This window comes from Streptomyces sp. 3211.6 (assembly GCF_003634815.1).
GTDB classification, from domain to species: Bacteria; Actinomycetota; Actinomycetes; order Streptomycetales; family Streptomycetaceae; genus Streptomyces; species Streptomyces katrae_A.
On the sequence record NZ_RBXC01000001.1, the window covers coordinates 1,780,594 to 1,806,683 of the forward strand.

The 26,090-nt window shown below is 73.3% G+C and carries 25 protein-coding genes and 5 tRNA genes; 12 read left to right on the plus strand and 18 right to left on the minus strand.

Going from position 1 to position 26,090, the window contains the following annotated elements; genetic code table 11:
- Positions 1-159: 159 nt before the first annotated feature.
- Both BX286_RS08315 and BX286_RS08320 read left to right on the plus strand, forming a co-directional pair.
- Positions 160-573: an SsgA family sporulation/cell division regulator gene (locus BX286_RS08315; protein ID WP_030011909.1), complete on the plus strand. Its 414-nt coding sequence runs from the start codon at positions 160-162 to the stop codon at positions 571-573.
- A 215-nt stretch (positions 574-788) separates the two neighbouring features.
- Positions 789-1,403, plus strand: a complete 615-nt coding sequence (locus BX286_RS08320) for a CGNR zinc finger domain-containing protein (protein ID WP_079425113.1) — start codon at positions 789-791, stop codon at positions 1,401-1,403.
- On the opposite strand, the gene BX286_RS08325 is transcribed toward BX286_RS08320, so the two are convergent.
- Positions 1,359-1,550, minus strand: a complete 192-nt coding sequence (locus tag BX286_RS08325; protein ID WP_079431610.1) for a hypothetical protein — start codon at positions 1,548-1,550, stop codon at positions 1,359-1,361. The genes BX286_RS08320 and BX286_RS08325 overlap by 45 nt on opposite strands.
- 131 nt (positions 1,551-1,681) lie before the next feature.
- The gene (locus tag BX286_RS08330) at positions 1,682-2,101 is read right to left on the minus strand and encodes a hypothetical protein (protein WP_121014790.1); all 420 of its coding nucleotides are present in this window, start codon (positions 2,099-2,101) and stop codon (positions 1,682-1,684) included.
- 163 nt (positions 2,102-2,264) lie between these two features.
- Between BX286_RS08330 and BX286_RS08335 the strand changes: the two genes are divergently transcribed.
- Positions 2,265-2,762 (plus strand): DsbA family protein, encoded by a 498-nt coding sequence (locus tag BX286_RS08335; RefSeq protein WP_079425116.1) that lies wholly within the window; start codon positions 2,265-2,267, stop codon positions 2,760-2,762.
- A 10-nt stretch (positions 2,763-2,772) separates the two neighbouring features.
- Here BX286_RS08335 and BX286_RS08340 read toward each other — a convergent pair whose 3' ends face one another.
- The 3 genes from BX286_RS08340 to BX286_RS08350 form a co-directional block, all read right to left on the minus strand.
- Positions 2,773-3,606: a GNAT family N-acetyltransferase gene (locus BX286_RS08340; protein WP_121014791.1), complete on the minus strand. Its 834-nt coding sequence runs from the start codon at positions 3,604-3,606 to the stop codon at positions 2,773-2,775.
- A 68-nt stretch (positions 3,607-3,674) separates the two neighbouring features.
- Positions 3,675-4,496, minus strand: coding sequence for an aminotransferase class IV (locus BX286_RS08345; protein WP_121014792.1), 822 nt, complete (start codon positions 4,494-4,496; stop codon positions 3,675-3,677).
- The gene (locus BX286_RS08350) at positions 4,493-5,578 is read right to left on the minus strand and encodes a chorismate-binding protein (protein WP_079425122.1); all 1,086 of its coding nucleotides are present in this window, start codon (positions 5,576-5,578) and stop codon (positions 4,493-4,495) included. Before BX286_RS08350 ends, BX286_RS08345 begins: the two co-directional genes overlap by 4 nt.
- A 182-nt stretch (positions 5,579-5,760) precedes the next feature.
- On the opposite strand from BX286_RS08350, the gene BX286_RS08355 reads away from it, so the two are divergent.
- The 5 genes from BX286_RS08355 (at position 5,761) to BX286_RS08375 (ending at position 6,243) form a co-directional block, all read left to right on the plus strand.
- A tRNA-Gly gene (locus tag BX286_RS08355) sits at positions 5,761-5,833 on the plus strand.
- Positions 5,834-5,871: 38 nt separating this feature from the next.
- A tRNA-Cys gene (locus BX286_RS08360) sits at positions 5,872-5,945 on the plus strand.
- Position 5,946: 1 nt separating this feature from the next.
- Positions 5,947-6,018: transfer RNA gene (locus tag BX286_RS08365), tRNA-Val, on the plus strand.
- Between the two features lie 32 nt (positions 6,019-6,050).
- Positions 6,051-6,122: transfer RNA gene (locus BX286_RS08370), tRNA-Val, on the plus strand.
- Between the two features lie 49 nt (positions 6,123-6,171).
- Positions 6,172-6,243, plus strand: a tRNA-Val gene (locus tag BX286_RS08375).
- A gap of 204 nt (positions 6,244-6,447) precedes the next feature.
- Here BX286_RS08375 and BX286_RS08380 read toward each other — a convergent pair.
- Positions 6,448-6,657, minus strand: a complete 210-nt coding sequence (locus tag BX286_RS08380; RefSeq protein ID WP_384757425.1) for a hypothetical protein — start codon at positions 6,655-6,657, stop codon at positions 6,448-6,450.
- A gap of 527 nt (positions 6,658-7,184) precedes the next feature.
- Here BX286_RS08380 and BX286_RS08390 point away from each other — a divergent pair.
- Positions 7,185-8,465, plus strand: a complete 1,281-nt coding sequence (locus BX286_RS08390) for a serine/threonine-protein kinase (RefSeq protein WP_121017598.1) — start codon at positions 7,185-7,187, stop codon at positions 8,463-8,465.
- A 167-nt stretch (positions 8,466-8,632) separates the two neighbouring features.
- Here the strand turns inward: BX286_RS08390 and BX286_RS08395 are convergent, their stop codons facing one another.
- The 3 genes from BX286_RS08395 to BX286_RS08410 all read right to left on the minus strand — a co-directional run bounded on the left by BX286_RS08395 (position 8,633) and on the right by BX286_RS08410 (position 11,930).
- Complete coding sequence (locus BX286_RS08395) at positions 8,633-9,451, minus strand: RNA methyltransferase (RefSeq protein WP_079425126.1); 819 nt, start codon at positions 9,449-9,451, stop codon at positions 8,633-8,635.
- A 42-nt stretch (positions 9,452-9,493) separates the two neighbouring features.
- The gene (gene cobA, locus BX286_RS08400) at positions 9,494-10,756 is read right to left on the minus strand and encodes a uroporphyrinogen-III C-methyltransferase (protein ID WP_121014793.1); all 1,263 of its coding nucleotides are present in this window, start codon (positions 10,754-10,756) and stop codon (positions 9,494-9,496) included.
- Positions 10,757-11,675: 919 nt separating this feature from the next.
- Positions 11,676-11,930, minus strand: a complete 255-nt coding sequence (locus BX286_RS08410) for a hypothetical protein (protein WP_079425129.1) — start codon at positions 11,928-11,930, stop codon at positions 11,676-11,678.
- Between the two features lie 329 nt (positions 11,931-12,259).
- On the opposite strand from BX286_RS08410, the gene BX286_RS08415 reads away from it, so the two are divergent.
- Complete coding sequence (locus BX286_RS08415; protein ID WP_079425131.1) at positions 12,260-13,519, plus strand: helix-turn-helix domain-containing protein; 1,260 nt, start codon at positions 12,260-12,262, stop codon at positions 13,517-13,519.
- Here the strand turns inward: BX286_RS08415 and cutA are convergent.
- The 7 genes from cutA to BX286_RS08450 all read right to left on the minus strand — a co-directional run bounded on the left by cutA (position 13,516) and on the right by BX286_RS08450 (position 23,546).
- Positions 13,516-13,833: a divalent-cation tolerance protein CutA gene (cutA, locus tag BX286_RS08420; protein ID WP_121014795.1), complete on the minus strand. Its 318-nt coding sequence runs from the start codon at positions 13,831-13,833 to the stop codon at positions 13,516-13,518. The genes BX286_RS08415 and cutA overlap by 4 nt on opposite strands.
- Positions 13,834-14,558: 725 nt before the next feature.
- The gene (cobT, locus tag BX286_RS08425) at positions 14,559-18,362 is read right to left on the minus strand and encodes a nicotinate-nucleotide--dimethylbenzimidazole phosphoribosyltransferase (RefSeq protein ID WP_121014796.1); all 3,804 of its coding nucleotides are present in this window, start codon (positions 18,360-18,362) and stop codon (positions 14,559-14,561) included.
- Positions 18,363-18,606: 244 nt separating this feature from the next.
- On the minus strand, positions 18,607-19,821 hold the full coding sequence (gene cbiE / locus BX286_RS08430; RefSeq protein ID WP_121014797.1) for a precorrin-6y C5,15-methyltransferase (decarboxylating) subunit CbiE: 1,215 nt from the start codon (positions 19,819-19,821) through the stop codon (positions 18,607-18,609).
- Between the two features lie 60 nt (positions 19,822-19,881).
- Positions 19,882-20,595, minus strand: a complete 714-nt coding sequence (locus BX286_RS08435) for a GNAT family N-acetyltransferase (RefSeq protein ID WP_079425139.1) — start codon at positions 20,593-20,595, stop codon at positions 19,882-19,884.
- A 238-nt stretch (positions 20,596-20,833) separates the two neighbouring features.
- On the minus strand, positions 20,834-21,697 hold the full coding sequence (locus BX286_RS08440; RefSeq protein ID WP_079425141.1) for a MetQ/NlpA family ABC transporter substrate-binding protein: 864 nt from the start codon (positions 21,695-21,697) through the stop codon (positions 20,834-20,836).
- Positions 21,698-21,813: 116 nt separating this feature from the next.
- Positions 21,814-22,482 (minus strand): methionine ABC transporter permease, encoded by a 669-nt coding sequence (locus BX286_RS08445; protein ID WP_079425143.1) that lies wholly within the window; start codon positions 22,480-22,482, stop codon positions 21,814-21,816.
- Positions 22,479-23,546 (minus strand): methionine ABC transporter ATP-binding protein, encoded by a 1,068-nt coding sequence (locus tag BX286_RS08450; protein ID WP_121014798.1) that lies wholly within the window; start codon positions 23,544-23,546, stop codon positions 22,479-22,481. The genes BX286_RS08445 and BX286_RS08450 overlap by 4 nt, the downstream gene beginning before the upstream one ends.
- Positions 23,547-24,172: 626 nt before the next feature.
- Here BX286_RS08450 and BX286_RS08455 point away from each other — a divergent pair.
- Both BX286_RS08455 and BX286_RS08460 read left to right on the plus strand, forming a co-directional pair.
- Positions 24,173-24,541: a hypothetical protein gene (locus tag BX286_RS08455; protein ID WP_079425147.1), complete on the plus strand. Its 369-nt coding sequence runs from the start codon at positions 24,173-24,175 to the stop codon at positions 24,539-24,541.
- Positions 24,534-24,950 carry a hypothetical protein gene (locus BX286_RS08460; RefSeq protein WP_100865068.1) on the plus strand — a complete coding sequence of 139 codons (417 nt, stop codon included), beginning with the start codon at positions 24,534-24,536 and terminating at the stop codon, positions 24,948-24,950. Before BX286_RS08455 ends, BX286_RS08460 begins: the two co-directional genes overlap by 8 nt.
- A gap of 16 nt (positions 24,951-24,966) precedes the next feature.
- On the opposite strand, the gene BX286_RS08465 is transcribed toward BX286_RS08460, so the two are convergent.
- Together BX286_RS08465 and BX286_RS08470 are read right to left on the minus strand one after the other, a co-directional pair.
- Positions 24,967-25,473: a GNAT family N-acetyltransferase gene (locus BX286_RS08465; protein ID WP_079425151.1), complete on the minus strand. Its 507-nt coding sequence runs from the start codon at positions 25,471-25,473 to the stop codon at positions 24,967-24,969.
- A 36-nt stretch (positions 25,474-25,509) separates the two neighbouring features.
- Positions 25,510-26,031 carry a sigma-70 family RNA polymerase sigma factor gene (locus BX286_RS08470; RefSeq protein ID WP_079425153.1) on the minus strand — a complete coding sequence of 174 codons (522 nt, stop codon included), beginning with the start codon at positions 26,029-26,031 and terminating at the stop codon, positions 25,510-25,512.
- Between the last annotated feature and the right edge of the window lie 59 nt (positions 26,032-26,090).

Here is a 26,090-nt window from a genome sequence, read left to right on the forward strand (position 1 = left end):
GCCGGAAGCACACGTGAATGCGGCTTTGGATCCGCCGTCCGAGGGACCCAGAGGTCCGCAAAACGGTCAGAGGGGTTTACAACGGCACCGTAGGTGGCATGTCGATTTCGCCGACGTGCGAATCCCCGAGCGCACACTGAGCGAAAGGCCCTGGCGCTTATGAACACCACGGTCAGCTGCGAGCTGCACCTGCGCCTCGTTGTGTCGAGCGAGTCCTCACTGCCTGTTCCCGCGGGCCTGCGGTATGACACGGCCGATCCCTACGCCGTGCACGCCACCTTCCACACCGGCGCCGAGGAGACGGTCGAATGGGTGTTCGCCCGCGACCTCCTCGCTGAGGGCCTCCACCGGCCTACCGGTACCGGCGACGTCCGCGTCTGGCCGTCCCGCAGCCATGGTCAGGGCGTCGTCTGCATCGCCCTGAGCTCACCGGAGGGAGAAGCGCTGCTGGAAGCACCCGCCCGAGCCCTCGAGTCGTTCCTGAAGCGCACGGATGCCGCGGTCCCGCCCGGGACCGAGCACCGGCACTTCGACCTCGACAAGGAGCTCTCCCACATCCTGGCCGAAAGCTGAGCCAGGCCCCCAGCCGCCCGGCACCGTCCGACTCGGGGCGACGGTGCCGCACGGACAACCCCATACGGCAGCACCGGCGCTGTCCCCGCGGGAGCCACCCGCGAGGGCGGCGCCGTCGCGCTGCCCGGGCGCCCTGTTGACGCCAACCGCTAGAGTCGGCCCCCAGCGGCGGCAGCGGCCCGTCGCCGCCAGGCCGGCATCCAGGGAGCGACCCCGTGCAGATCCCCCACGACACCCGTCGCGCGCTCGACGTCGTCGTCGCGCTGGTCAACACAGCGGCCGAGCCCGGCCGGCCCGACGGGCTGGCGGACGTCGCCGCCCTGCGCGGCTTCGTCAAGGAGTACGCGATCAGCGACGTCGGCGAGCTCACCGCCCGCGACCTCGCCGGGGTCCGGACGGTACGGGGCAAGTTCGCCCAGGTCTTCGCCGCGCCGAACTCCCGCGCCGCGGCCGTGCTGATCAACGAGCTGGTGGCCACCGCCGGCACCACCCCCCGGCTGACCGACCACGACGGCTACGACTGGCACGTGCACTACTTCGCGCCGGGCGCCTCGGTGGGCGACCACCTGGCGGCGGACGGGGGCATGGCGCTGGCCTTCATCGTGGTCTCCGGCGAGCAGGAGCGGCTGCGCCGCTGCGAGGCCCCGGACTGCCGGCGGGCCTTCGTGGACCTCTCCCGCAACCGCTCGCGCCGCTACTGCGACAGCCGGACCTGCGGGAACCGGCTGCACGTGGCCGCGTACCGGGCGCGCCGCAAGGGTGCCGACAGCCACCCGGAGCACGCGTCAGAGCAGGTAGAGGTCGTGCACGGCGGCGAGCAGGAGCAGTAGCCCGATCACCGCCAGGAAGATCATCAGCGGCGGCTGGGACAGGGCGAAGAGGCAGCCGCGCGGTTCGGGGGGCCCGAGGGGCGCGGGGGCCTCGGCAACGGAAACGGGAACGGGAGCCTGCGGCTCACCCTGGGATGTGTCGAGCATGTCGGGGCGATGATCGCGCAGTGCGACCCCCCGGCGCCCCCAACACGCCATGCGTCACGCGGTAGTTAGCCGTCTCTCCTCACTTCGGGTGGTTTCCCCGGGCTTCTCCCGCGCGGGAACGCTGCCGTGCGCTAGATGCCGTGCTTCTTGAGGATGGCCTCGATGTCGGAGAAGTCCTCCGCCGGAGCGCTCCGCGGCGTCGGGGACGGGCCGGCGGCCCCGCCGCCGAGGGCGGGCGCGGAGGCGGCCGGGGCGACGGCCCCGCGGGGCTTCGCCGCGCCCGCCCCGCCCGCCGCGCCGCGCCGTTCGAGCGCCCGGGTGGCCAGGAACAGCACCCAGGCCAGGGCCAGCAGCCCGAAGCCGATCCACACGGTCGGCTTGAAGACGACCCCGGACAGCCACTGCACCACCCCGGTCAGCACCAGGGCGACCGGCACCAGCGCGTACGCGGCGATCCGCACGGCCCTCAGGAACCGCCTGCGGTACGCGGTCACGGCGGCGATGCCCAGGCCCGCCGCGGACACCGCGGAACAAATGGTCTCGGCGAGCATGCGGTCCTCCGGCGGTCTGCGGCGGGCGTTCTGTCCCTTCCATCCTGCACCGCCCGCCTCCGTCGCGGCCATGCCCGCGCGCCCGCCCGGCCCGATCTCCGGGACATCTCGGGGTCGGATCTCCTCCCCCGGTGCCGCACGGGTGGTCTGGGAGACTGTCCGTATGACCGATTCCGTGATCCTCGACGTCTGGTGCGAACTCCAGTGCCCGGACTGCCACAGCGCTCTGGACGACGTGCGCGCCCTGCGGGCCCGCTACGGCGACCGGCTGGACATCCGGCTGCGCCACTTCCCGCTGGAGAAGCACAAGCACGCCTTCGCCGCCGCGCAGGCCGCCGAGGAGGCCCTGGAGCAGGGGCAGGGCTGGCCGTACGCGGAGGCGGTACTGGCCAGGGCGGCCGAGCTCGGCGAGCGCGGCGAGGCCGTACTGCTCGACGCGGCCCGTGAACTGGGGCTGGACGCCGAGGAGTTCGACACCGCCCTGATCGACGGGCGGCACATCCTGATCGTCGACGCCGACCAGGCCGAGGGCAAGGCCATCGGCGTGACCGGCACCCCGACCTACGTGATCGGCGGCGAGCGCCTCGACGGCGGCAAGAGCCAGGAGGGCCTGCGCGCCCGGATCGAGGAGATCGCCGACCGGCTGCTGGCCGGCGGCTGAGCCGGAGGGCTCAGAGGAGTTCCTTGGCGTAGTTCACCTCCGTGGTCCGGTAGCCGAGGGATTCGTACAGCCGCAGGGCCGGGGTGTTGTCGGCGAACACGTGCAGCGCCAGCAGGCGGTGGCCCCGCGCGATCGCGGCGCGCTCCGCGAGGAGCATCAGGTCCCGGCCGTGGCCGCGGCCCCGGTGCTCCTCGGCGACCGCGACGTCGTACACGTACGCCCCCGCGCCGCCCTCCCCGCGCGGCGCGAGCCACACGTGCCCGACCGGGGTCCCGGCCGCCTCCAGGACGGCGAAGGTGACGCCCGGGGTGTCCAGGCCGCGCGGGAGCTGCGCGTCGTGGTCCGCCTCCGACTTGGCCCGCGCCTCCTGCGGCCGCATGCCCCGGGCCGTCCAGCTCGCCGCGTACTCCGCGCGGGCACGGACGTCCCACGCCGCGTACTCGGCCTGCGTCATCGGCCGGCCCCGCACCCCTTCGGAGAGGGCCGGCGGGTCCTGGGGGAGCTCCTTGGCCATGTTCCGGCCCGTTTCCGCGTATCCCAGGGCCCCGGCGAGCCGCAGGCCGCCCGGGGAGCCCGCCGGGACGGAGATCCGCACCCGGCGGCAGCCCCAGCCGCGCAGCACCTCCTCGGCGGCCAGCGCGGCGACCGTGGCGCGGCCGCGGCGGCGGTCCGCCTCGTCGATGGCCAGGTCGCGGATCTCCCCCAGCGTCGGCCCGAAGGGCGTGTCGGCGGCGATCAGGAGCGTTCCGACCCGCCTGCTGTTGACGCGGACCTCATACGGGCGCGAGCGCCCGCCGCCCCCGCTGTGCTGAAGCGGCCCGGTCGGCCGCAGGGTGGTGGTCATCCGTCCCGTTCTACCCGCCGCGCGCCGGTGTCACCCGGGCGGGGGGGCTCAGGGGGCTCAAGGGGGGCTCAGGGGTCGATGTCGGACGCCGCGCGCTCCTCGAAGACCCGCATGGCCTTGGCGGTGACCGGCCCGGGGGCGGCGGGCAGGACGCGGCCGTCGATGCGGTGGACGGCCTGGACGTCGCGCAGGGTGGAGGTCAGGAAGACCTCCTCGGCCCGCTCCAGGACGTCGAGGGGCAGGTCGGTCTCGTGGGCGCCGGTCCATTCGGCGGCCAGGGCGCGGGTGATGCCCGCGAGGCAGCCGGAGGTCACGGGCGGGGTGTGCAGTTCGCCGTCGAGGACGACGAAGACGTTGGAGCCGGTGCCCTCGCAGAGCTGCCCCACCGTGTTGGCGAAAAGGGCCTCGGAGGCGCCCGCCCGGTTCGCCCGGGCGAGGGCGACCACGTTCTCGGCGTAGGAGGTGGTCTTCAGGCCGGCCAGGGGCGAGCGCTCGTTGCGCACCCAGGGGACGGTGATCACGGCCGTGGTGTCCGGCCGGCGGGCGGTCTCGCCGACGGCGACGACCAGGGTGGGCCCGGTCTCGCCGCGGTCGGAGCCGAGCGGGGAGAGGCCGCCGGTGTAGGTGATCCGCAGCCGGCCGAGCGGCATCGGGTTGGCCTCCAGGACGGCGGCGCAGGCCCGGCGGACCTCGTCGAGGTCGGGGTCGGGCAGGCCGAGGCCGCGGGCGGAGCGGGTCAGCCGCTCCAGGTGCCGGGTGAGGGCGAAGGGGGTGCCGTCCTGCGCCTTGAGGGTCTCGAAGACCCCGTCGCCCACGGTCAGCCCGTGGTCGAGGACGGACACCTTCGCGTCGTCGGCGTCCCGCAGTGTTCCGTCGAGCCAGATCCTCACCGTACGGTTCCTCCACTCAGGTCGTGCGTCGTCTCGTCCGCGCCCGGGGCGGGCCCGCCCGAGGCCAGCGCGAGCAGCCGGGCCGCCTTGAGCTCGGTCTCGGCCCATTCCCGCTCGGGGTCGGAGCCCCAGGTGATCCCGGCGCCGGTGCCGAAGCTCAGGCGGGGCCCGCCGGGGGCCTCGCGGTCGATCCAGAAGGTGCGGATGCCGACGGCGAGCGCGGCGGTGCCCCGGTCGGCGTCGACCCAGCCGATGCCCCCACAGTAGGGGCCGCGCGGGGCGGTCTCCAGCTCTTCGATGATCCTCAGGGCGGAGGACTTGGGCGCGCCGGTGACGGAGCCGGGCGGGAAGGTGGCGGCCAGCAGCTCGGGCCAGCCCGCGCCCTCGGCGAGCTCGCCGCTGACGGTGGAGACCAGGTGGACCAGGCCGGGGTGCTCCTCCAGGGCGCACAGCTGGGGCACGGTGACCGAGCCGGTGGCGCAGACGCGGCCCAGGTCGTTGCGGACGAGGTCCACGATCATCACGTTCTCGGCGTGGTCCTTGGGCAGCAGGTCGGCGGCGGTGCGGCCGGTGCCCTTGATCGGTCCGGACTCCACGCGGCGGCCCGCCCGGCGCAGGTACAGCTCCGGGGAGGCGGTGGCGATCTCCACGCCGTGGGCGCGGAGCCGAATCGTTCCTGCGTAGGGGGCCGGGTTGCCGCGCGCGAGGAGGGCGGTGAGGGCGTCCACGTCGGCGGCGGCCGGGTCGGGCAGCGGAGCGGAGACCACGCGGCAGAGGTTGGCCTGGTAGACCTCCCCCGCCGCGATGTACTCGCGGATCCGGCGGACCCCCGCGACGTACGCGGAGCGGTCGAGGGAGGAGGACCAGCGGTCGGCGGCGGGTCCGCGCCAGGCCCCCGGGACGGGCGCGGGCACGGGGTCGGGGCGTATGTCCCCGAAGCGCGCGCAGACCAGCCGGCCTTCGAAGTCCGCGCTCACCACCCAGAACCCGGTGGAGTCGAGGGCCGAGGGATCGCTGGTGACGTCTCGGAGGTCGGTCGCGAGGAGGCCGCCGAAGCGGGCCAGGGGAGGCAGGTCGTGCACGGCTGCGAGTCTATGACCGGTGGCGAGATGCCGCCGGTGAGGTGACCGGCGGGTGACCTCTGGTGATCGGGTCGGCAGCACGCTGCGGAAACGCGTTTTTGAGCTGGCCCGGGAATCCGCTAGAGTTCAACACGTCGCCAGGGAGCGAAGGGGAAAAACCCCGGAGCGAACACGGTGACACTGCGGACGTAGCTCAGTTGGTAGAGCACCACCTTGCCAAGGTGGATGTCGCGAGTTCGAGTCTCGTCGTCCGCTCTGAGTGGGGGATCTTCCCGAGACCCCGCGCACTCCGAGGTGGAGTGGCCGAGAGGCGAGGCAACGGCCTGCAAAGCCGTCTACACGGGTTCAAATCCCGTCTCCACCTCCAAGGACGATTAGCTCAGCGGGAGAGCGCTTCCCTGACACGGAAGAGGTCACTGGTTCAATCCCAGTATCGTCCACTGGTCCGAAAGGGCCGGTCCGCAAGGATCCCGCGCGATTAGCTCAGCGGGAGAGCGCTTCCCTGACACGGAAGAGGTCACTGGTTCAATCCCAGTATCGCGCACGCAGTACCAGCAACACCCTGATTGACCTGCGGTTCCGTACCGTAGCCCGCGCGATTAGCTCAGCGGGAGAGCGCTTCCCTGACACGGAAGAGGTCACTGGTTCAATCCCAGTATCGCGCACCGCCACCGGAAGCCCCGGCCGTCTCGACGGCCGGGGCTTCTGCCGTGGGGCGGCTGTGGGGACGTGAAAAAGGGTGTTGCCCGTCCGGCTCCCCAGCCGTACGGGCAACACCCTTCAACTGCCGTCCGCCGTTCCCCCGTCCCCACGGGGTTCGACCGGCCGATGTCCCGGCCCGGGCCGCTCTCCCGGACCCGGAGCGCCGCTCAGCGCCCCAGCATCACGCCCACGGACGACGCCTGTGCCGCCACCTGATCGAAACCCCCGAAGAGGAAGAGCAGGAGGGCGGCCAGGGGGAGGACCATGGCCGCGGCCACCAGCGGGTGGCGCGTACCGGACTCATGGCCGTTGAACGCGAAGAGCTTGCGTCCCTGCCGTGCGATGTCCGCCATGGTCCTCTCCCTGTCGTCTGGCAGCGGCGGGCTCGTGACCTCGGGGGACGAGTGCGCCACCCGCCGCTTGTCTTCAACACTAGGCGGCCGGAAGGCTGCTGGCCTCATGCCCTCGTACCCATTGCCGGGCCTCCAGGAGGATGAGGCGGACGCCCGCGGCCTACTCCCCTGGGTGGAGATCGCTGCCCCCGGGTGGGGGTCTTCCCGGAGGGAATGACCGGAGAGTAGTGACTTCGCTCACTTCCGTCACCCCCCGCGCACGCGTGTCCTCGTACGGGGTGTTGACGGCTCCGGTCGCGCGCCGCGGCCGCCCTCCCCCGGCCCCCGCTGCCCGAAGGGGGTGCGAACAGGCCAATCCCCTTGGCCCGAAGGGCTCTTGGGGGTGCGGGGCGAAGTCACCGGAACGGGGGTCTTCCTGTCTGGCACACCCTCAAGTGGCCTGCCCCGCACTGAGGATCGAATCCTCCGCGGAGGGCGCGGCCTCTGAGCGCTGGTGCCGGATGGTCCGTAAGCTGTGCCAGGTCAGCAAGGCGACCGTCAGCGGGGTGGACATGGCGATGATGCGGCTCCGGCGCGAGGACCCGCGTGTCGTCGGCTCCTTCAGACTGCACCGGCGGCTCGGTGCCGGCGGCATGGGCGTCGTCTACCTGGGCTCCGACCGGCGCGGGCAGCGCGTCGCCCTCAAGGTGATCCGGCCCGACCTGGCCGAGGACCAGGAGTTCCGCTCCCGGTTCGCCCGCGAGGTGTCCGCCGCCCGGCGGATCCGCGGCGGGTGCACGGCCCGGCTGGTGGCCGCGGACCTGGAGGCCGAGCGGCCCTGGTTCGCCACCCAGTACGTGCCCGGCCCCTCGCTGCACGACAAGGTGGCCGAGGAAGGCCCCCTGACGGCGGCACAGATCGCCGCCATCGGCGCCGCGCTGTCCGAAGGGCTGGTCGCCGTCCACGAGGCCGGGGTCGTCCACCGCGACCTGAAGCCCTCGAACATCCTGCTGTCGCCCAAGGGGCCGCGGATCATCGACTTCGGCATCGCCTGGGCCACGGGTGCCAGCACCCTGACCCACGTCGGCACAGCCGTCGGCTCCCCCGGCTTCCTCGCCCCCGAGCAGGTGCGCGGCGCCGCCGTCACCCCGGCCACGGACGTGTTCTCCCTCGGCGCCACCCTCGCCTACGCCGCGATGGCCGACTCCCCCTTCGGGCACGGCAGTTCCGAGGTCATGCTGTACCGGGTCGTGCACGAGGAGCCGCACCTGGTCGGCGTCCCGGACGCGCTGGCCCCGCTGGTGCGGGCCTGCCTGGCCAAGGACCCCGAGGAGCGGCCGAGCACCCTGCAGCTGTCGATGCGGCTCAAGGAGATCGCCGCCCGCGAGGCGCAGGGGCTGGGCGACGGCCGCCCGCCGGCCCAGCGTGCCCGCGTCGAGCGGTCCACCGGCCGGCTGCCGGAGCGGGCCGCCGGGTACGCGGGGCAGGACACCGCGCGGCGTACCGGGGGCGGCGGCCGGGGCCCGGGCGAGCGGCTGGGCGATCGGGCCGGCGAGCGTGCGGGTGAGCGGCACGGCGAGCGGCACGGGGACCGCCCGGCCGGCGCCACCCCCGCCCCGCGGCCGCAGGGGCCGCACAGCGGGGCGCGCCCGCGCCCGTCGGGCTCCCGCCACCCCGGGTCGACGGCGGGGCGCACGGGGGGCCGTACGGGACCGCGCACCGGGCCCCGTACCACCGGCACCGGGCGGCGGCCTTCGCGGCCCGACCCGAAGCTGATGCGGCAGCGGCTGATCGTGTTCGTGGTCGTGACCCTGCTGGTGGCGCTGGGGATCGCGCTCGCGCAGCGGCTGTGAGGGAGCGCGTAGCGGCGAAGGGGCGCCCCGCCTTGCGGCGGGGCGCCCCTTCGGTTTGTGCGGGGGGCGGGCTGGTCGTGTGTTGTGTGAGGGGGTGCGGGGGCTGCTGGTTGTGCGTTGTGCGTTGTGCGTTGTGCGTTGTGCGGAGGGGGTGCGGGGGCTGCTGGTCAGGCGTTGCCGCCGCTGCCCGCCACCGCGTAGAAGGCCACCGCCGCGGCCGCGCCCACGTTCAGCGAGTCCACGCCGTGCGCCATGGGGATCCGTACCCACTCGTCGGCGGCGACCAGCGCCTGCGTCGACAGGCCGTCGCCCTCGGCGCCCAGCATCAGCGCCACCCGTTCCAGGGTGTGCGGGGCCGCCACGTCGATCGGCGAGGCCTTCTCGTGCGGGGTGAGCGCCAGCAGCTTGAAGCCCGCCTCGCGGACCGTGTCCAGGCTCTTGGGCCAGGCCTCCAGGCGGGCGTAGGGGACGGAGAACACCGCACCCATCGACACCTTCACCGAGCGGCGGTACAGCGGGTCCGCGCAGTCCGGCGACAGCAGGACGGCGTCCATTCCGAGGGCGGCGGCGCTGCGGAAGATGGCCCCGATGTTGGTGTGGTCGTTCACCGCCTCCATGACGGCCACCCGCCGGGCCGAAGCCAGCAGCTCCGGCGCCGTGGGCAGCGGCTTGCGCTGCATCGAGGCCAGGGCGCCGCGGTGCACGTGGTAGCCGGTGACGCGCTCGGCGAGGTCCGGGCTGACGGCGTACACCGGGGCCGGGATCTCGTCGATGACGTCGCGCATGACGTCCACCCACTTGGCGGAGAGCAGCATCGAGCGCATCTCGTACCCGGCGTCCCTGGCCCGCCGGATGACCTTCTCGCCCTCGGCGATGAACAGGCCCTCGGCGGGCTCTCTGCGCCGGCGCAGCTCCACGTCGGTCAGGCCCGTGTAGTCGCGCAGGCGGGGGTCTTCGGGGTCTTCGATGGTGATGAGATCAGCCACAGGGTGATACTGCCTTGTCCTGGGTGTGGTGCCAACGGGCCGTCAGGCGCCGGTGGCGGGGGGCTCGGGGAGCACGGGGAAGGTGGGGAGCTCGCCGGGAGGGTTCACGGCGACGACCTCGCCGATGACGATGACGGCCGGCGGGCGGACCTCCTCGGCGCGCACGGTCTCGCCGACCGTGGCGAGGGTGGCGTCCACGCGGCGCTGGGTGGCGGTGGTGCCCTCCTGGACGACCGCGACGGGGGTGTCGGCGGAGCGGCCGTGCTTGATCAGGGCCTCGGCGATCAGCCCGATCTTGTCGACGCCCATCAGGATGACGAGGGTGCCAGTGAGCTTGGCCAGCGCGGCCCAGTCGACCAGGGAACGCGGGTCGTCGGGGCCGACGTGGCCGCTGACCACGGTGAACTCGTGCGCCACGCCGCGGTGGGTCACGGGGATCCCGGCCGCGCTCGGCACCGAGATGGAGCTGGAGATGCCCGGCACGACCGTGCAGGGGATGCCGTGCTCGGCGAGGGCCTGGAGCTCTTCCATGCCGCGGCCGAAGACGTAGGGGTCGCCGCCCTTGAGCCGGACCACGGCCTTGCCGGCCTTGGCGTGCTCGATGAGGGCGTTGTTGATGGCCTCCTGGGCCATGAAACGGCCGTACGGGATCTTCGCGGCGTCGATGACCTCGACGTGCGGCGGGAGCTCGTCCAGGAGGTCGCGGGGGCCGAGCCGGTCGGCGATCACGACGTCGGCCTCGGCGAGCAGGCGCCGGCCGCGCACGGTGATCAGGTCCGGGTCGCCCGGGCCGCCGCCGACGAGGGCGACTCCGGGGGTGTGCGGGCGGGCGGCGGTGAGGGAGCCGTCGCGCAGCCCCTCGACCACGGCGTCGCGTACGGCCGCGGAGCGGCGCGGATCGTTTCCGCTGAGCACGGCCACCGTGACGCCCTCGACCCGGCCGGTCGCGGGGGTCCAGGCGGTCGCCGCCTCGGCGTCGTCGGCGCGCACGCACCAGACCCGCTTGGCCTCGGCCTCGGCGGAGGCACGGTCGTTGGCCTCGCGGTCGCGGGTGGCGATCAGGGCGTACCAGGCACCGTCGAGGTCGCCGTCCTGGTAGCGGCGCCGCTCCCAGCGGATCTCCCCGGTCTCGGCCATCGCGTCCACGGAGGGGGTGGCGGACGGGGACACCAGCAGGACGTCCGCACCGGCGGCGACGAGGGCGGGCAGGCGGCGCTGGGCGACCTGGCCGCCGCCGATGACGACGACGCGGCGCCCGGTCAGGCGCAGTCCTACGGGGTAGGCGGGGTGTGCCGGGTTTCCCATGGCGGTTGCGGCTCCTGATGCGGCGGGTGTGTTCGGCGGGGCCGCTGCTGCGCTGGAGCGGCTGACGGACCGTGCGGGCGCCCGTCCGCCACCACGATACGACCCATCGCCGCTGGTGGTACCTGCGGGGGCGCAGATTGGCGGAGGCACGGCCACGGCTTGACGTCGCCACGCGGGGGCGGGGTTTTCGCCCCTGCGGCGTGTCCGGGGCAGGCCGGCGGCTGCCTCCCCGCCGGGCGGGGATGGGGCGGGGCCGCCCCCTCGCGGTGCGGGCCCGCCATCTCCCCCGCGAGGGGTCGGGGGCCGAACGGCGCTTGCCCACCCGCCTCCCGGCCTGCGGGCCGGTGGGGTGGGGCCGGGAGCCCGCCGGGCGGGACCGGACGGCCGACCGGGGGTGGGGAGGGGCGGGGTCTCGGCCGGACGGTCTCAGAGATCGGTTGGGGCTTTCCCGTCAGTCTCATCGTCCTTCCGCGTCGGGCCGCCCTGTCAAGGGCGCTCCTTCGTCGCGTCGCTTCGCGATGGCCTTCGGCCACCCTTGACAGGGCGTCCCGCCACGGAAAAACGAAGACTGCCGGGAAACCCCCAAAGGAACGGGACGGACGTTCACTGGACATACGGCCGTATCAGCGACCCTTCGGGGTCGTCGTGGGCCGCCTCGCCAAGCATCCGGGCCGATGAGCCGGTGGATCGGGGCCGCGATTCGCGACAGATCGCTACGCGCTCCTGCCGTCCCAGCGTCCGCCGACCGTCCGGGGATGATGCCCGCAGGAAAGGACGACGGGACCGTCATCCGGGGCCGGTGGGCGCGACAAATCGCTACGCGCTCCTCCCTTTTCGGCGTCCGCCGCCCGGCTGGGGCTGATACCTGCACCAAATGCCAATCTGAGCGGCATCCGGGGCCTGTGGGCGCGGCAGATCGCTACGCGCTGCCCGGTTCTCGGCGGCTGCAGGCCGTCTGGGGCTCGTCATAGGCGGGCTGGATGTTGGCGACGGCCGTGGTGAACTCGCGGCCGGATGCCCCCCGGATATAGGCCAGCTCCATCCAGTACTCGGCACCCCGATCCGAGACGTTCTCGTTGATCACGGCCATCAGGACGCCCTCCGCCCCGGAGGCGATGTCGCGGACACGGCGATGGAGGAGGCGGTGAGGGACGTACTCGTACTGCTCACTCATGGGGCGGCTCCTCGAAGGAGTCGAGGAAGCGCTCCCAGCCGGCTTGGGCGCGGTCGAAGAGTTCCTGGCTGGGCAGGGGCACGGCCCGCACCCTCCAGAAAGGACTGCTGCGATGAGGCAGAGCACTGACGCAGGTGCACACGGTCTGGCGCTGATCCTTACGGTTCTGGGGGGACACTGCACCTCTCCACGGTCTTGGACGGGCGGCTGTGACCAGTCAACTGCCTTGAGCGTTTGGACGGATGGGCCAGGAGGCATGGCCATTCCGGGGACATGGCCACGTTTTATGGCCAGGCTGAGTTCCGGGCGGGGACAGCCGAGGGACGGCGATGACGACCAAGAGCGAGAGCAACGATCCGGAGCCGATCGGCCAACTGATTCGTCGGCTGCGGACGGCCAGCGGACGGACGCAGGAATGTCTGGCCGCAGACCTCTCCGCACGGCGGGGATACCCGCTGGAGCAGGCTGCGGTGTCGAGATGGGAAACGCACGAGCGACTTCCGGACCCCGCGTCGCGGGCACTGCTGGCGGCCGAGTTCGGCGTGCCGGAGGAAGAGCTTTGCCGCGCAGTCGCGCTGGCGCGGCGGCTTCGCCGTCAGGAGCAGCAGAGCGACCAGGAGAACGATGTGAACCGCCGAGGATTCATGGCCAGCGCTGGCATCGCCGTCATACAGCCATCGTCGCTACTGGCGGCGGGCCGGAGGATCGGTGCCGACGTGCCGGGGCAGCTGAGCCAGAGAACGGCCCGGCTCAGACGACTGGACGACTTCGCGGGCGGTGGTGACACCTACCGGTTGTACGTGCGTGAGCTCGACAGCACGATCCGGCTGGCCGACGAAGGTGTCTACTCGGAGACCACAGGGCGTGCCCTTCGGGGAATCGTCTCCGAACAAGCTCAGCTGGCGGGATGGGCGGCATACGACGCCGGCCACTACGGGGCCGCCCGCAACCACTACATGACCGCCCTGGCGGCATCCCGGGCTGCCGGGAACACCTCCTTGGAAGGCAACTCGCTGGCCTTCCTCGCGTACTTGGAGTGGACTGTGGGTGGCGACTCCGGCGTCAGGTTTGCGACGGCCGCGTGCGAGGCGCTGGGCACGAACGCGACGCCGGCCGTACGGGCCCTCCTGGCGGACCGACTGGCATGGCAGCACGCGACATCCGGCAATGCCTCAGCAGCGGACTACGCCCTTAAGACGGCCGAAGAAGCCATCCACGAGGAAAGCGACGAGTCAGCGCCGGACTGGGCCTACTGGGTGGACAGTGACGAAATCGCGATCATGACTGGGAGGTGTTGGGCGGAGCTACATCGTCCGCTGCGGGCCATCCCCGCGTTGGAGGACGCCCTCAGCCGCTACGACGACACACGGGCACGAGACAAAGCGCTGTACCTCTCCTGGCTCGCGTCGGCCTACCTGGACGCAGGAGAAGTCGAGCACGCAGCCACGATCACGGGTCGAGTGCTCGACCTCGCGGAGGGGCTGGCTTCGGTCAGACCGGCCGCACGGGCTCGGGCGATGGTCAGGCGGCTGGAGCCCCACCGGGCCCTTGCCCCGGTCACCGCACTGCTGGATCGTGTGAAGGCCTAGCGGGTGGCGCGGGTGATCCACTCCAGGTACTCGGCACGACCAGCGTCAATTCCGAACGCGATGACCTCCGGCGAGTCGTACGGGTGGTTGTCCGCGAGGTGTTTCTCCAACGCCTCGCGGCAATCATCGGCTGTCCGGAACGCCACCTGGTACTCGGTCCCCTCGGTCACCTCGCCGAGGTGCCTGTACGTGGTCTCGATCGGACCGGTCACCTGCCCGGAGGCGGCCAACCCCGCCTCCACCGCCGACCGCGACAGCTTCCGGGCGGCCTCGTGAGTATGGACGGTCGTGATCACAATCAAGAAGTCAGCCATGCTGGCAACGTACCTGCCGCACAAAGACATTGGGCTGGATACTGCACATCAGAAGACCGTCTGTTGGTCCTGGGACACGTGTATCAGCCCTCGACGGCCGCCGGACGCCGATTCAGGGCAGCGCGTAGCGATCTGATGCGCCCATCGGTCCCGGATGTGGTCCTGATTGGCATTCCCTGCGGGTATCGGCCCCAGGCGGTAGGCGGACGCTGAGACGGGAGGAGCGCGTAGCGATCTGTCGCGGATTGCGGCCCCGGATGGCAATCCTGTCGGCCCAGATGCTTGGCGAGGCGGCCCCCGACGACCCCGAAGGGTCGCTGATCCCGCCGTATGTCCATCAATGGACCGTGCCGTCCTTTTGGGGGTTTCCCGGCAGTCCTTGTCTTTCCGGGGCGGGTCGTGCTGTCAAGGGTGGAGCGCAGCGACATCGCGAAGCGACGCGACGAAGGAGCGCCCTTGACAGGGCGGCCCGAACCGGAAGGACAGTGGGACTGACGGGAAACCCCCAACCCTTCTCTGAGACCGGCCCGCTGAAACCCGACGGCCACCGGTTCCGGCCGGCTGTTCATCCCCGCCCGGCCGGCTCCCGTCCCCGGACCACCGCCCCGCACCCGGGAGGCGGGTGGGCAGCCACCGCCCGGCCCCCACCCGTCGAGGGGGAGATGGCGGGCCCAAAGCAGCGGGGCCGGACACCCCGTGGTGTCCGGCCCCGATCCGCGTGGTGGCTACTTCTCCGTCACGCCCGCCGAGTCGAACGTGGCCACCTCGTGCATCGCGCGGGCCGCGCTCTGGACCAGGGGGAGGGCCAGGAGGGCGCCCGTGCCTTCGCCGAGGCGGAGGTCCAGGTCGACCAGGGGGCGCAGGCCCAGCTTGTTCAGGGCGGCCACGTGGCCCGGTTCCGCGCTGCGGTGGCCCGCGATGCAGGCCGACAGGGCTTCGGGGGCGATGGCGCGGGCCACCAGGGCGGCCGCGCCCGCGCTCACGCCGTCCAGGATGACCGGCGTGCGCAGGGAGGCGCCGCCGAGGATCAGGCCGACGATCGCGGCGTGCTCCAGGCCGCCGATGGCCGCCAGGACGCCGATCGGGTCGTTCACGTCCGGCTGGTGGAGCTCCAGGGCGCGGCGGACCACGTCGACCTTGCGGGCGTGGGTCTCGTCGTTGATGCCGGTGCCGCGGCCGGTGACCTCCGCCGGGTCGACGCCCGTGAAGACGGAGATCAGGGCGGCGGACACCGTGGTGTTCGCGATGCCCATCTCGCCCGTCAGGAGGGCCTTGTTGCCCGCCGCGACGAGGTCGCGCGCGGTCTCGATGCCGACCTCGATGGCCGCGACGGCGTCCTCGCGGCTCATCGCGGGGCCCGCGGACAGGTCGTCCGTGCCGGGGCGGACCTTGCGGGGCAGCAGGCCCGGGGTGGCCGGCAGGTCGCCCTTCACGCCGACGTCCACGACGCACACCTCGGCGCCGACCTGGTTGGCGAAGGCGTTGCAGACGGCCCCGCCGCCCAGGAAGTTGGCCACCATCTGCGTGGTGACCTCCTGGGGCCACGGCGTGACGCCCTGGGCGTGGACGCCGTGGTCGCCGGCGAAGATCGCGACGGCGGCCGGCTCCGGGATCGGCGGCGGGCAGACGCGCGACAGGCCGGCCAGCTGCGCGGAGATGATCTCCAGCATGCCCAGTGCGCCCGCGGGCTTCGTCATGCGCTTCTGCCGCTCCCAGGCCTCGCCGAGCGCCTTGGCGTCGAGCGGGCGGATTCCGGCGACGGTGTCGGAGAGCAGGTCGTGCGGGGCCTCGCCGGGCAGCGCGCGGCGCCCGTACGTCTCCTCGTGCACGACCCAGGCCAGCGGACGGCGCTGGGCCCAGCCCGCCTGCATCAGCTCCGGCTCCTCGGGGAACTCGTCGACGTACCCGACGCACAGGTAGGCGACGACCTCCAGGTGCTCGGGGAGGCCGAGCGCGCGGACCATCTCGCGCTCGTCGAAGAAGCTGACCCAGCCCACGCCGAGGCCCTCGGCGCGCGCGGCGAGCCAGAGGTTCTCGACGGCGAGGGCGGAGGAGTACGGGGCCATCTGCGGCTGGGTGTGCCGGCCGAGGGTGTGGCGGCCGCCGCGGGTGGGGTCGGCGGTGACCACGATGTTGACCGGGGTGTCGAGGATGGCCTCGATCTTCAGTTCCTTGAACTGCTTGGCCCGGCCCTTGGGCAGCGACTTGGCGTAGGCCTCGCGCTGGCGCTGGGCGAGCTCGTGCATGGTGCGGCGGGTCTCGGCCGAGCGGATGACGACGAAGTCCCACGGCTGGGAGTGGCCGACGCTCGGGGCGTGGTGGGCGGCCTCCAGGACGCGCAGCAGCACCTCGTGCGGGATCGGGTCGGTGCGGAAGCCGTTGCGGATGTCGCGCCGCTCGCGCATGACGCGCAGGACGGCCTCGCGCTCGGCGTCGGCGTAGCCGGGGGCCGGGTCGCCGACGGAGGGCCGGGGTGCGGCGGCGGCTTCGCCGTCGGCCGGGGCGGGCTCGCCGACGGCCGGCTCGGCATCGGCGGCGACGGGCTGCGCCGCCTCGGCGGACCCGGGGGCCGGCTCGGCCGGTACGTCGGCCTCCGCGGCGGGGTCGGCCGGCTCGGCCGGGGTCGCGGCGGGGGCGTCGGCCACCTGGACCGCCGCGTCTGCGGGGGTGGTCCCGGCGGCGGGCTCGGCCGGGGCCTCCGCGGCCTCGGGGGCCTGCGCCGCCTCGGCGGGCTCGGGGTTGCCGGGCGTGCCCGCGACGGCCGGGGCCTCCTCGGCCACCGGCGCGGGGGCGCCTTCGGGGGCGGTGACGCCCTCGGGCCCGGCGGCCGCCTCGGTGGCCACAGCGCCCTCGACGGCCTCGCCCGCCTCCGTCGCGGCCACAACGGCCTGCGGCGCCCCGGCAGGCTCGGCCACGGCCTGGCCGTCGGCCACGGGCGCGCCTTCAGCCGCGGCGGCCTGCACCTCGGCCGCCCGCTGGGCGTCTGCGGCCGGCTGGGCCTCGGCTGCGGCCTGGCCCTCGGCCACCGCCTGGCCGTCGGCACCGGGCCCGCCGTCGAGCACGGCCACCGGCTGGGCGTCGGCTGCGGCCTGGCCCTCGTTCACCGGCAGGCCGTCGATCGCCGCCTGGCCCTCGGCCACGGGCTGTCCGACGACGCCCTGGCCCTCGGCCGCACCCGGAGCCGCCTGCTCGGCACCCGCACCCGCGGGCTCCGCCGCCCAGGGCGCGCCGGCCTGCGGCGGGATCTCGCCCAGCTGCGCGGCGACCGGGGCGGCCGGGGCCACGGGCGCCTCCGCGCCCGGAACGTCAAGGTACTCGGGACCCGCGGCAGGCACCCCGGGCACCCCGGGAGCCGCATCCGCACCCGGAACCGGCTCCGGCGCGCCCGGCGTCCCCGCACCGGCCTCGGCGGCGGCCGACGGCTCGGCCACGCCCAGGGGCTCGGCGCCCGGCGGGGTCTCGGGGGCGGTCGCACCCTCGGCGGCGGCTGCGTCCGGTCCGGCCTCCGGGGCCGCTTCCGCCGCCGGGGCGGGGACGACGGCGACGGCGGGGGCCCCGGTCGGGACGGCGACGGCGGGGGCGGCCGGCATCGGCGGCGCCACGGTGGCGGCCGGCGCCGCGGCGGGCCCCCGGTCCGCGAGGGAACGTACGACTCCCCCGGTGGCCTCGGGCACGGGCGGTCCCATGTGGAGGGGCCGGCGGGACGGGGCCACGGGCGCGGCGTGCGGGATCTGCCCGGCCGCGGCGGCGGCCGCGGGCGGGACCACGAGCCCGCCGAGGTCCAGGGAGCCGGAGTCACGGCCGCCGGTCTCGTGCGCACCGGCGCTGTACCCGGCGGGGTCGGCGAAGCCTTCGGGGGAAGCGGGGTCGGGGAACGCGCCGTCAGGGAAGCCGAGCGACGGCCCGGGCACCGGCTGACCGGGCAGCGGCTGACCCGCGAGGGAGTGGTCCTGAGCCGGCTGACCCGCCAGGGCGTGGTCCTGCACGGCCTGGCCCGCCAGGGGCTGACCCGGCATCGGCTGCCCCTGCACGGGCTGACCCGGCGCGGCCTGCTGACCCGGGACCGGCGCCTGAGCACCGGGCACGGCCTCCTGACCCGGGACCGGCTCCTGGCCCGCGACCGGCTGCTGACCCGGCATGGCGAACCCGGGCTCCGGGAAGCCGAGGGGCCCCGGCTCGGGGTAGCCGGCGGCCTGGGGCTGCGCCGGGGACTGGGGGTACTCGGCCTGCTGGTACTCGGCCTGGGGGTATTCGGTGTAACCCTGGTCCGCGGGGAACTCGCCGGGGAAGGCGGGGACCGGCGGGACCACCTGCGGGTCGCTCCAGGAGCCCTGCCCGTGCCCGCTGGGCATCAGCAGCAGTTCCTCGTCCTCGGCCGGGTCGTCGACGAGGTCCTGGAAGGCGTAGCCGGCCGGGGGCATCGGCGGCAGCGGGGGCATCGGCGGGACCGGAGCGGGAACGCCCTGCTGATCCACCATGCCTGCGTTGTCCGGGTGACCCTCGCCCGGGACCTGGCCGGTGTCAGTCATGCTTACCCCTCGCCCATCGGTGTTGCCTCTTCGCCTCTTCAATCGCCCGGCGCCCTGCTGGCCCGACGAGCGGGGTCGCCGCCCGGCGCCACGTCTCGTGTGCGCCCGCACGACAACTCCTGAGCATTGTCGCGCCCGTCGGCCACCGTGTCGGCCGGAAACCGGCACGGTCCGCTGTGGACTGCGCCACGTCGTGCCCCTGCCTGGCGGTACGACGATCGGCCAGCCTACCCCGGGCTCCCTGTCAGCGGTTCACGGGGCGTTCGGCTGCCAGCAGGAACACGACGGAACGCTCCTGTTCGGCCCAGGTCCTGGTGTCGAGGCCGACGGACTGCAGGAGCGCGCATTCGACGGCGTACCCGTGTTCGGTGAGGGTGCGTCCGATGGCCTCGGCCTCGTCGCGCGTGGAGGCGTGGCTGACGATCCGTTCGGGGCGGCGGTCGGCGACGGCGGCGACGACCGGGGCGCCGCCGCCCCCGACCCGCACGACATCGGGTTCGGGCAGGTTCTCGAGTACGTGTGGAGCGCGGCCCGTGACGACCTGGATCTGTACACCGCGCCTGCGGGCGGCGGCGGTTGTGCGTTCGCAGGCGCGCGGGTCGGCGTCGACGGCGATGACGGCGGCGCCGAAGGCGGCCGCGTCGACGGCGAGGGCGCCGTGCCCGGTGCCGATGTCCCAGACGAGGTCGCCGGGACGGGGGCCGAGGCGGGCGAGCTGGGCGGCGCGCAGCTGCGGCGACTCCCCCTCCCCCGCGTACGGGTCGGTGTGCGGGCGGGCCCAGCCGCGTCCGGCGGCGGGGTTCTGGGCGGGGTTCTGGCCGAGGAGCCAGGGGGCGTCGGCGGCTGCGGGGTGTCCGGCGCCGCCGATGACGATGACGACGTTGGGGTCGCGCCAGGTGTGGTCGGCGGCGGCGTCGGAGGTGAGGACGGTGACGCGTTCGCGGTCGGTGCCCGGTTCCTCGCAGATGACGAAGGTCCGGTGGACCCCTTCGAGGAGCAGGGCGAGTTCGGCGGGGCCGGCGCCGGGCGAGGTGAGGACGGCGACCTTGCCGCGGGCGCGGCAGACGTTGACGGCGCGGCGCAGGGTGCGGGGGTGGGCGACGACGACCTGGGCGTCGTCCCAGGGCATTCCGGCACGGGCGAAGGCGGCGGCGACGGAGGAGACGGCGGGGACGACCTCTACTTCCAGGCCGTGTTCGGGGGCGCGCAGGGTGCGTACGACACCGAAGAAGCCGGGGTCCCCGTCGGCGAGGACGACGGCGGTGCCGCGGTGGCCGGCGATGCGGCGGGCGGCGAGGCCGAGGCTGCCGAGGCGGATGCGTTCGGCGCCGGGCGGGACTTCGGGGAGCGCGAGGTGGTGGGCGGCGCCGGCCACGAGGGTGGCCGCGGAGAGCGCGGACCGGGCGGCCGCGGTCAGGGGGGAGCCGTCCCAGCCGATCACCGTGACCCGGTCGGCCATCGTCGTCAGTCTCCTGGGGTGGGGGCAGGCGAAGTTTCGTCGGGGTCGCGCACTGCGAGACTACCTGGTCACGGGACGGCTGCGGTCCGCGGTGGCGGCGTGGGCGGGGTGGCCGGCGCGGGACTGGCGGGCCTCGTGGCTGTCGTGGGTCTCGTAGGCGCCGTACTCCTCGCCGTAGGGGTCGGTGCCGGCGTCGTCGAGGTCCTCGGGGACCAGGCTCCACACGATGAGGTCGGTGCGGGTGTCGGCCCAGCTGCCGTCGGCGGACTGGGTGCGGACGGTCCAGGCGTTGCGCAGGACGCCTTCGCTGATGCAGCCGATCTTCTGGGCGACCTGCTGGGCGGCGGTGTTGTCGGCGGCGGTGCGCAGTTCGAGTCTCTCGAACTGCTGCTCGCGGAAGAGCCAGCGGGCGACGGCGAGGACGGATTCGCTGGCGTAGCCCTCGCCGCGGGCCCAGGGGGCGGTGACGTAGCGGATCTCGGTGGTGCGGGTGCGCCAGTCGGTGTCGCGGAGGTGGACGCTGCCGACGAGGCGGTGGGTGAGGAATTCGGTGACGGCGAGGACGATGCCGCGGCCCGTGGTGCGTTCGGCGTGGGAGCGGTCGGTGGCCCAGGCGTGGGCGTCGGCGCGGGTGTAGGGGTGCGGGGCCGGGGTCCAGGCGGTGACCTGCTCGTCGTTCATCATCTCGGCGAGCGCGGTGACGTCCTCCTCCTCGAAGGGGCGCAGCACCAGCCGGTCCGTGCTGATGGTGACGTCCGGGAAGGTGGTAGTCATGCGCAGCTCCATGCCTGAGACGGACCGTTTTGGCGGGTCGTAGGCCACAGCATGCAGCATCGGCCCGGGGATGTGCAGGGCCGGGCTGCCCGGAAGCGGGCACGGCCGGGGCGGTGTCCGGGCAGCCCTCGGCCCCGCGTGCCCGGGAGGGCGCGCGGGGCCGTGGATCCGGCGTGGGCCGGGCGGTTGGCCGGCCGGTCCGGCGGGCGGTCGCTCAGCCGGTTCGCCGGGCGGTCGCTCAGGCGGCCGGGGTTCCGAAGGCGGGGATGACGGAGCCCTGGTACTTGTCCTGGATGAACTTCTTGACCTCGTCGGAGTTCAGGAGCTTGGCGAGCTTCTGGATGCGCGGGTCGTTCTGGTTGCCGTCCTTGACCGCCAGGAAGTTCGCGTACGGGTTGCCCTCGGCCTTCTCCAGGACCAGGGCGTCCTTGGCGGGCGAGAGGTGGGCCTCGAGGGCGTAGTTGCCGTTGATGACGGCGGCGTCGACGTCGTTCAGGGCGCGCGGGACCGTGGCGGCCTCCAGCTCCTTGAACTCCAGGCCCTTCTTGTCGGTGATGTCGGAGAGCTTGGCGCTGGTACCGACGCCGTCCTTGAGGGTGATCAGCTTGTTCGCGGCGAGCAGCTGGAGGGCGCGGCCCTCGTTGGTGGTGTCGTTGGGGACGGCGATGGTCTGGCCGGCCTTGATGTCGGTGAGGGCCTTGACCTTCTTGGAGTAGAGGCCGAGGGGCTCCAGGTGCACGTTCACGACGGGCACGATGTGGGTGCCGTTCTTCTTGTTGAAGTCGTCGAGGTACGGCTTGTGCTGGAAGTAGTTGCCGTCGACCTGGCCCTGCTCGGTGGCGGTGTTGGGCAGGACGTAGTCCGTGAACTCCTTCACCTCCAGCTTGAGGCCTTCCTTGGCCGCGAGCTTGTCCTTGACGAAGTTCAGGATGTCGGCGTGGGGGCTCGGGGAGGCGGCGATGACCAGGGGCTTGCTCTCGTCGACCTTGCCGCCGTCGGCCTTGGTGGAGGACGGGTCCGAGGAGCTGCCGCAGGCGGTGAGGCCGAGGGCGAGCGCGGCGGAGGCGGCGGCGATGGCGGTGAGCTTGGTGTTCTTACGCACGAAGAGTGCCTTTCTTGCGGGTACGGGTCCGTGGTGGGGATCCGCTGGTGGTGGCCCAGGCACGACAAGTGCGGGCTTTCTCGGGTGGGGAAACTCAGGGGCGGCCCGGGGCGGGCTCAGGCTGTCCGGCCGCGGCGGGCGAGGACGCGCACCACGCCGTCGCCGATCAGCTGGATCACCGTGACGAGGGCGATCAGGACCACGACGGTGGCGACCATGAAGCCGGTCTCGAAGCGCTGGAAGCCGTAGGTGATGGCCTTGGAGCCGAGTCCTTCGCCGCCGACGGCGCCGGCCATGGCGGAGTAGCCGACGAGGGTGATGACGGTGGTGGTGACGGCGGCGACCAGGGAGGGCAGGGCCTGCGGGAGCAGGACCTTGCCGACGAGGGTCGGGATGCCGCCGCCCATGGACTCGACGGCTTCGATCAGGCCGTGGTCGACCTCGCGGACGGCGGTCTCGACGAGGCGGGCGAAGAAGGGGATGGCGCCGATGGCGAGCGGGACGATCATGGCGGTGGGGCCGATGAAGGTGCCGACGACGGCCGTGGTGACGGGGATCAGGGCGATCAGCAGGATGATGAACGGCAGCGAGCGGCCTATGTTCACGATCACGCCGAGGGCCTTGTTGAGCGGCTGGTTGCGCAGGAGGCCGCCCTTGTCGGTGAGGACGAGGAGGATGCCGATGGGCAGTCCGCCGAGGACGGTCACCAGGGTGGACCACAGGACCATGTAGAGGGTGTCGTACGTGCCCTGGGTGAGCAGGGGCTGCATCTCGGACCAGGTCACTTGGCACCGTCCTTGACCAGTTCGGCCAGTTCGTCGTCGATTTCGTCCGTGGCGGGGGCCGTCCCGTCGACCACGTCGACCTGGAGGCCCTGCTCGCGCAGGAAGCCGACGGGTACGACGTTGTCCTCGTAGCGGCCGGGCAGTTCGATGCGCATGCGGCCGATCTGGCGGCCGGCGACGGTGTCCATCGCGGCGCCGAGGATCGAGATGTCGATGTTGTACGTGCGGGAGAGCTGGGAGATGACCGGCTGGGTGGCGGCCTCGCCGTGGAAGGTGACGTCGACGACCGTGCGCTCGGGGCCGGTGGCGGTGCCGCTGACGGGGAAGAGTTCGGCGGCGAGCTCGGAGCCGGGGGTGGCGAGGAGCTCGGAGACGGTGCCGGACTCGATGATCCGGCCCTTCTTCATCAGGGCGGCGGAGTCGCAGATGCTCTTGACGACGTCCATCTCGTGCGTGATGAGCAGGACGGTGAGGCCGAGCTGGCGGTTCAGGTCGCGCAGGAGCTGGAGGATGGAGCGGGTGGTCTCGGGGTCGAGGGCGCTGGTGGCCTCGTCGGAGAGGAGCACCTTGGGGTCGCCGGCCAGGGCGCGGGCGATGCCGACGCGCTGCTTCTGGCCGCCGGAGAGCTGGGTGGGGTAGGCCTTGGCCTTGTCGGCGAGGCCGACGAGGTCCAGGAGCTCCAGGGCCTTGCGGGAGCGCTCTCGGCGGTCCACGCCGAGGATCTCCAGGGGGAGTTCGATGTTGGCCTGGACGGTCCGGGAGGACAGCAGGTTGAAGTGCTGGAAGACCATGCCGATGCGGCTGCGGGCCTCGCGGAGCTCCCTGCCGGCGCGTCGGCCGCGGCCGGCGAGGGCGGTGAGCTCGACGCCGTCGACGGTGACGGTGCCGGTGGTGGGGCGTTCCAGCAGGTTCACGCAGCGGATGAGGGAGGACTTGCCGGCGCCGCTCTGGCCGATGACTCCGTAGACCTCGCCCTCGCGGACGTGGAGGTCGACGCCGTCCAGGGCGGTGACCTCGCGGCCACGGGACTGGTAGACCTTCGTGAGGCCCGATGTGGTGATCACAGGATTTCCGTCGCTGTCGAGTGCACGGCGTGCGGGACCGTGCACGGGGCAAACATCTGGGGACGCGATACGGGTCGAACCGTCACAAAGGAATCGTGTCGACGCGTGCGCGGGCTGGAGCGGGTCCGGGCCGGAGGTCAGCGGTGACCTGGGCGGCGGAGTGGCTCGCCTCGTCTCGCTTCGGGGCGCGAGACCGCGGGGGAAGGGGCCCTCAGAAGGCGCACATTCGACACATACAACGAGCACCGGGCGTCATCGTCGCCTCGGTCGCAAGGGTGCGGCTGCTCGTCGTGGTCATGGGCCCAGTAAAGCAGACATGCCGGTTCACCGATCAATGCTGTCCGGATAGCGGACATATTCCGATCGCATTCCGGACGGGACCGGTCGTCTCCGGCGCCCCGTCCCGAGCGGCCCGAGAGCCCTCCCGGCCAGTCCCGGCACGGGCGAGCGGACTCCGCCCGGCGGGCCCGGGCGGCGCCGGGCGGGGGCGACGGCTGTGGCCAAGGCCACCCTCGCCGGCCCTCCGCCGCCCCGTCAGCGCCCCGTCGTCGGCCCGTCGCAGCCCCGTTGTCGTCCCGTCGCCGCCCCCTGCACGGCCGGTCCCGGGGCCGTAATACCCTCGCAGCATGCTCGACGCCCTGACGGCCGCCCTCGGTGTGGCCGCCCTCGCCCTCGCCGCCTGGTGCGGCCACGCCGTATGGCGGGACCAGCCGACCAAGGACTGGCACTTCATCGGCATGGCCGTGGTGACCCTGCTGGCACTGGCCCAGCTGGTGGTCGGCCTGGTCCAGCTGGGCCGGGGCGAGAAGCCCGAACAGGGCACGGTGCTGTTCGTGGCCTACCTGGTGGGCGCCTTCGCGGCGGTCCCGGCCGCCGGGCTGCTCTCGCTGACCGAGCGCACCAAGTGGGGTTCGGTGACGGTGGCCGCGGGCGCGGTCGTCCTCGCCGTGCTCGAGGTGCGCCTCTACGACATCTGGGGATCCGCCGGTGCCTGACACGACGACCGCCTCGCCGGAAGCCCGCAAGCGGCTGGTCTCCGGCCCGGGGCTGCTGCTGGTGTGGCTCTACGGGGTCATGGTGGTCGGCGCGGTCTCGCGTTCGGCCTACCAGATCTCCACCGAGTTCGACCGGGCCCCGCTGGCCTACTCCCTGTCGGCGGCGGCCGCGCTGGTCTACGCCTTCATCACGTACTCGCTCGTGCGCGGCGGCGACCGGGCCCGGCGGGCGGCACTGGTGTGCTGCGGCGCCGAGCTCGCGGGCGTGCTGGCCGTCGGCACCTGGACACTGATCCGGCCCGAGGCCTTCCCCGACGCGACCGTGTGGTCGGACTTCGGGATGGGCTACCTGTTCATCCCGGTGATCCTTCCGGTCACCGGGATGCTCTGGCTGCGCGCCAGGCGCTGAGGCGGACCCTTCGGGCTCAGGCGCTGACGGTGTAGTCGGCGGGGACCTCGGCGTCCTTCTCCAGGATCACCAGGTGCACCCCGTCGGAGGCGGTGCGGTTGCCGACCTTGGCGTAGCCGGCCTTGCGGTAGAGCCGCAGGTTGGACTCGCTCTTGTGACCGGTGTGCAGGCGGAAGCGGGTGGTGCCGCCGTGGCCGGCGAGGGCCTCCTCGACCGCGCGCAGCAGCCGGGCGCCGAGGCCGTGGCCCTGGAGGCGGGGGTGGACGCACAGCTTGGCGATGCTGGCCGTGCCGTCCTCGCCGACGCTGCCGCGCACCGCGCCGACCACTTCGTCACCGAGCCGGGCCACCAGGACGGTGTCCGTGGCCAGCTCCTCCTTCAGGGAGTCCAGGGACTGGGTGAGCGGCTGGATGAGGTAGTTCCCGTACAGCTCGGCCTCCCGCTGGAACGCCAGGTACTGCAGCTTGAAGATCTGCTCGGCGTCTTCGGCGGCCGCCGCCGAAATGGTCACGCTCATGCCCATGTGCGCATGCCTCCCGCTCACCGGTAGCTCTCTGGTCTACCGCTCCTTTCCCCACGGGCCAGGAGCCGCAACCTCTCCAGCGAGCATTCTGCGCAGACATCCCAGGCAACGGGAACGTACCGGCCCTAAACTTCCTTGTGAGATACCCAACTCTCCTGCGATTTCACGGTATGTGAGGTCCCTGGGCGACAGAAGTGCGGCTATCAGCTCGGGGCAGCGTCCCGGCAATCGGGCGACCGCCGATCGGAGGGCGCGGTTCTCCTCCCCGTGCAGCAGGGCGTCCTCGGGTTCGGCGGTGGGTGCGGGGGCGGTTCCGTACGGGACCTCCCGCCGCGCCCGGCGCCGGGCGAGCCGGGCCTCGGCGCGCACGGCCCGCCGCAGCCAGCGGGCCCGGCCGGCCGGGCCGGGGCCGGTCGGGCCCTGTTCGAGCAGCCTCACCCAGACGGCCTGTTCCAGGTCGGCGGCGTCGACCCCGGCGGCGGGGGCTTCCGCGGCCGCCTCGGCGGAGAGCAGCGGGCGCAGTTCCTCGATGAGTTCCGATTCGCGTCGCAGGTCCATGCCGGGCGGGACGCGGGGGCCGGGCCGGGCGGTTTCCCCGCCGGACCCGGCCCACCCGT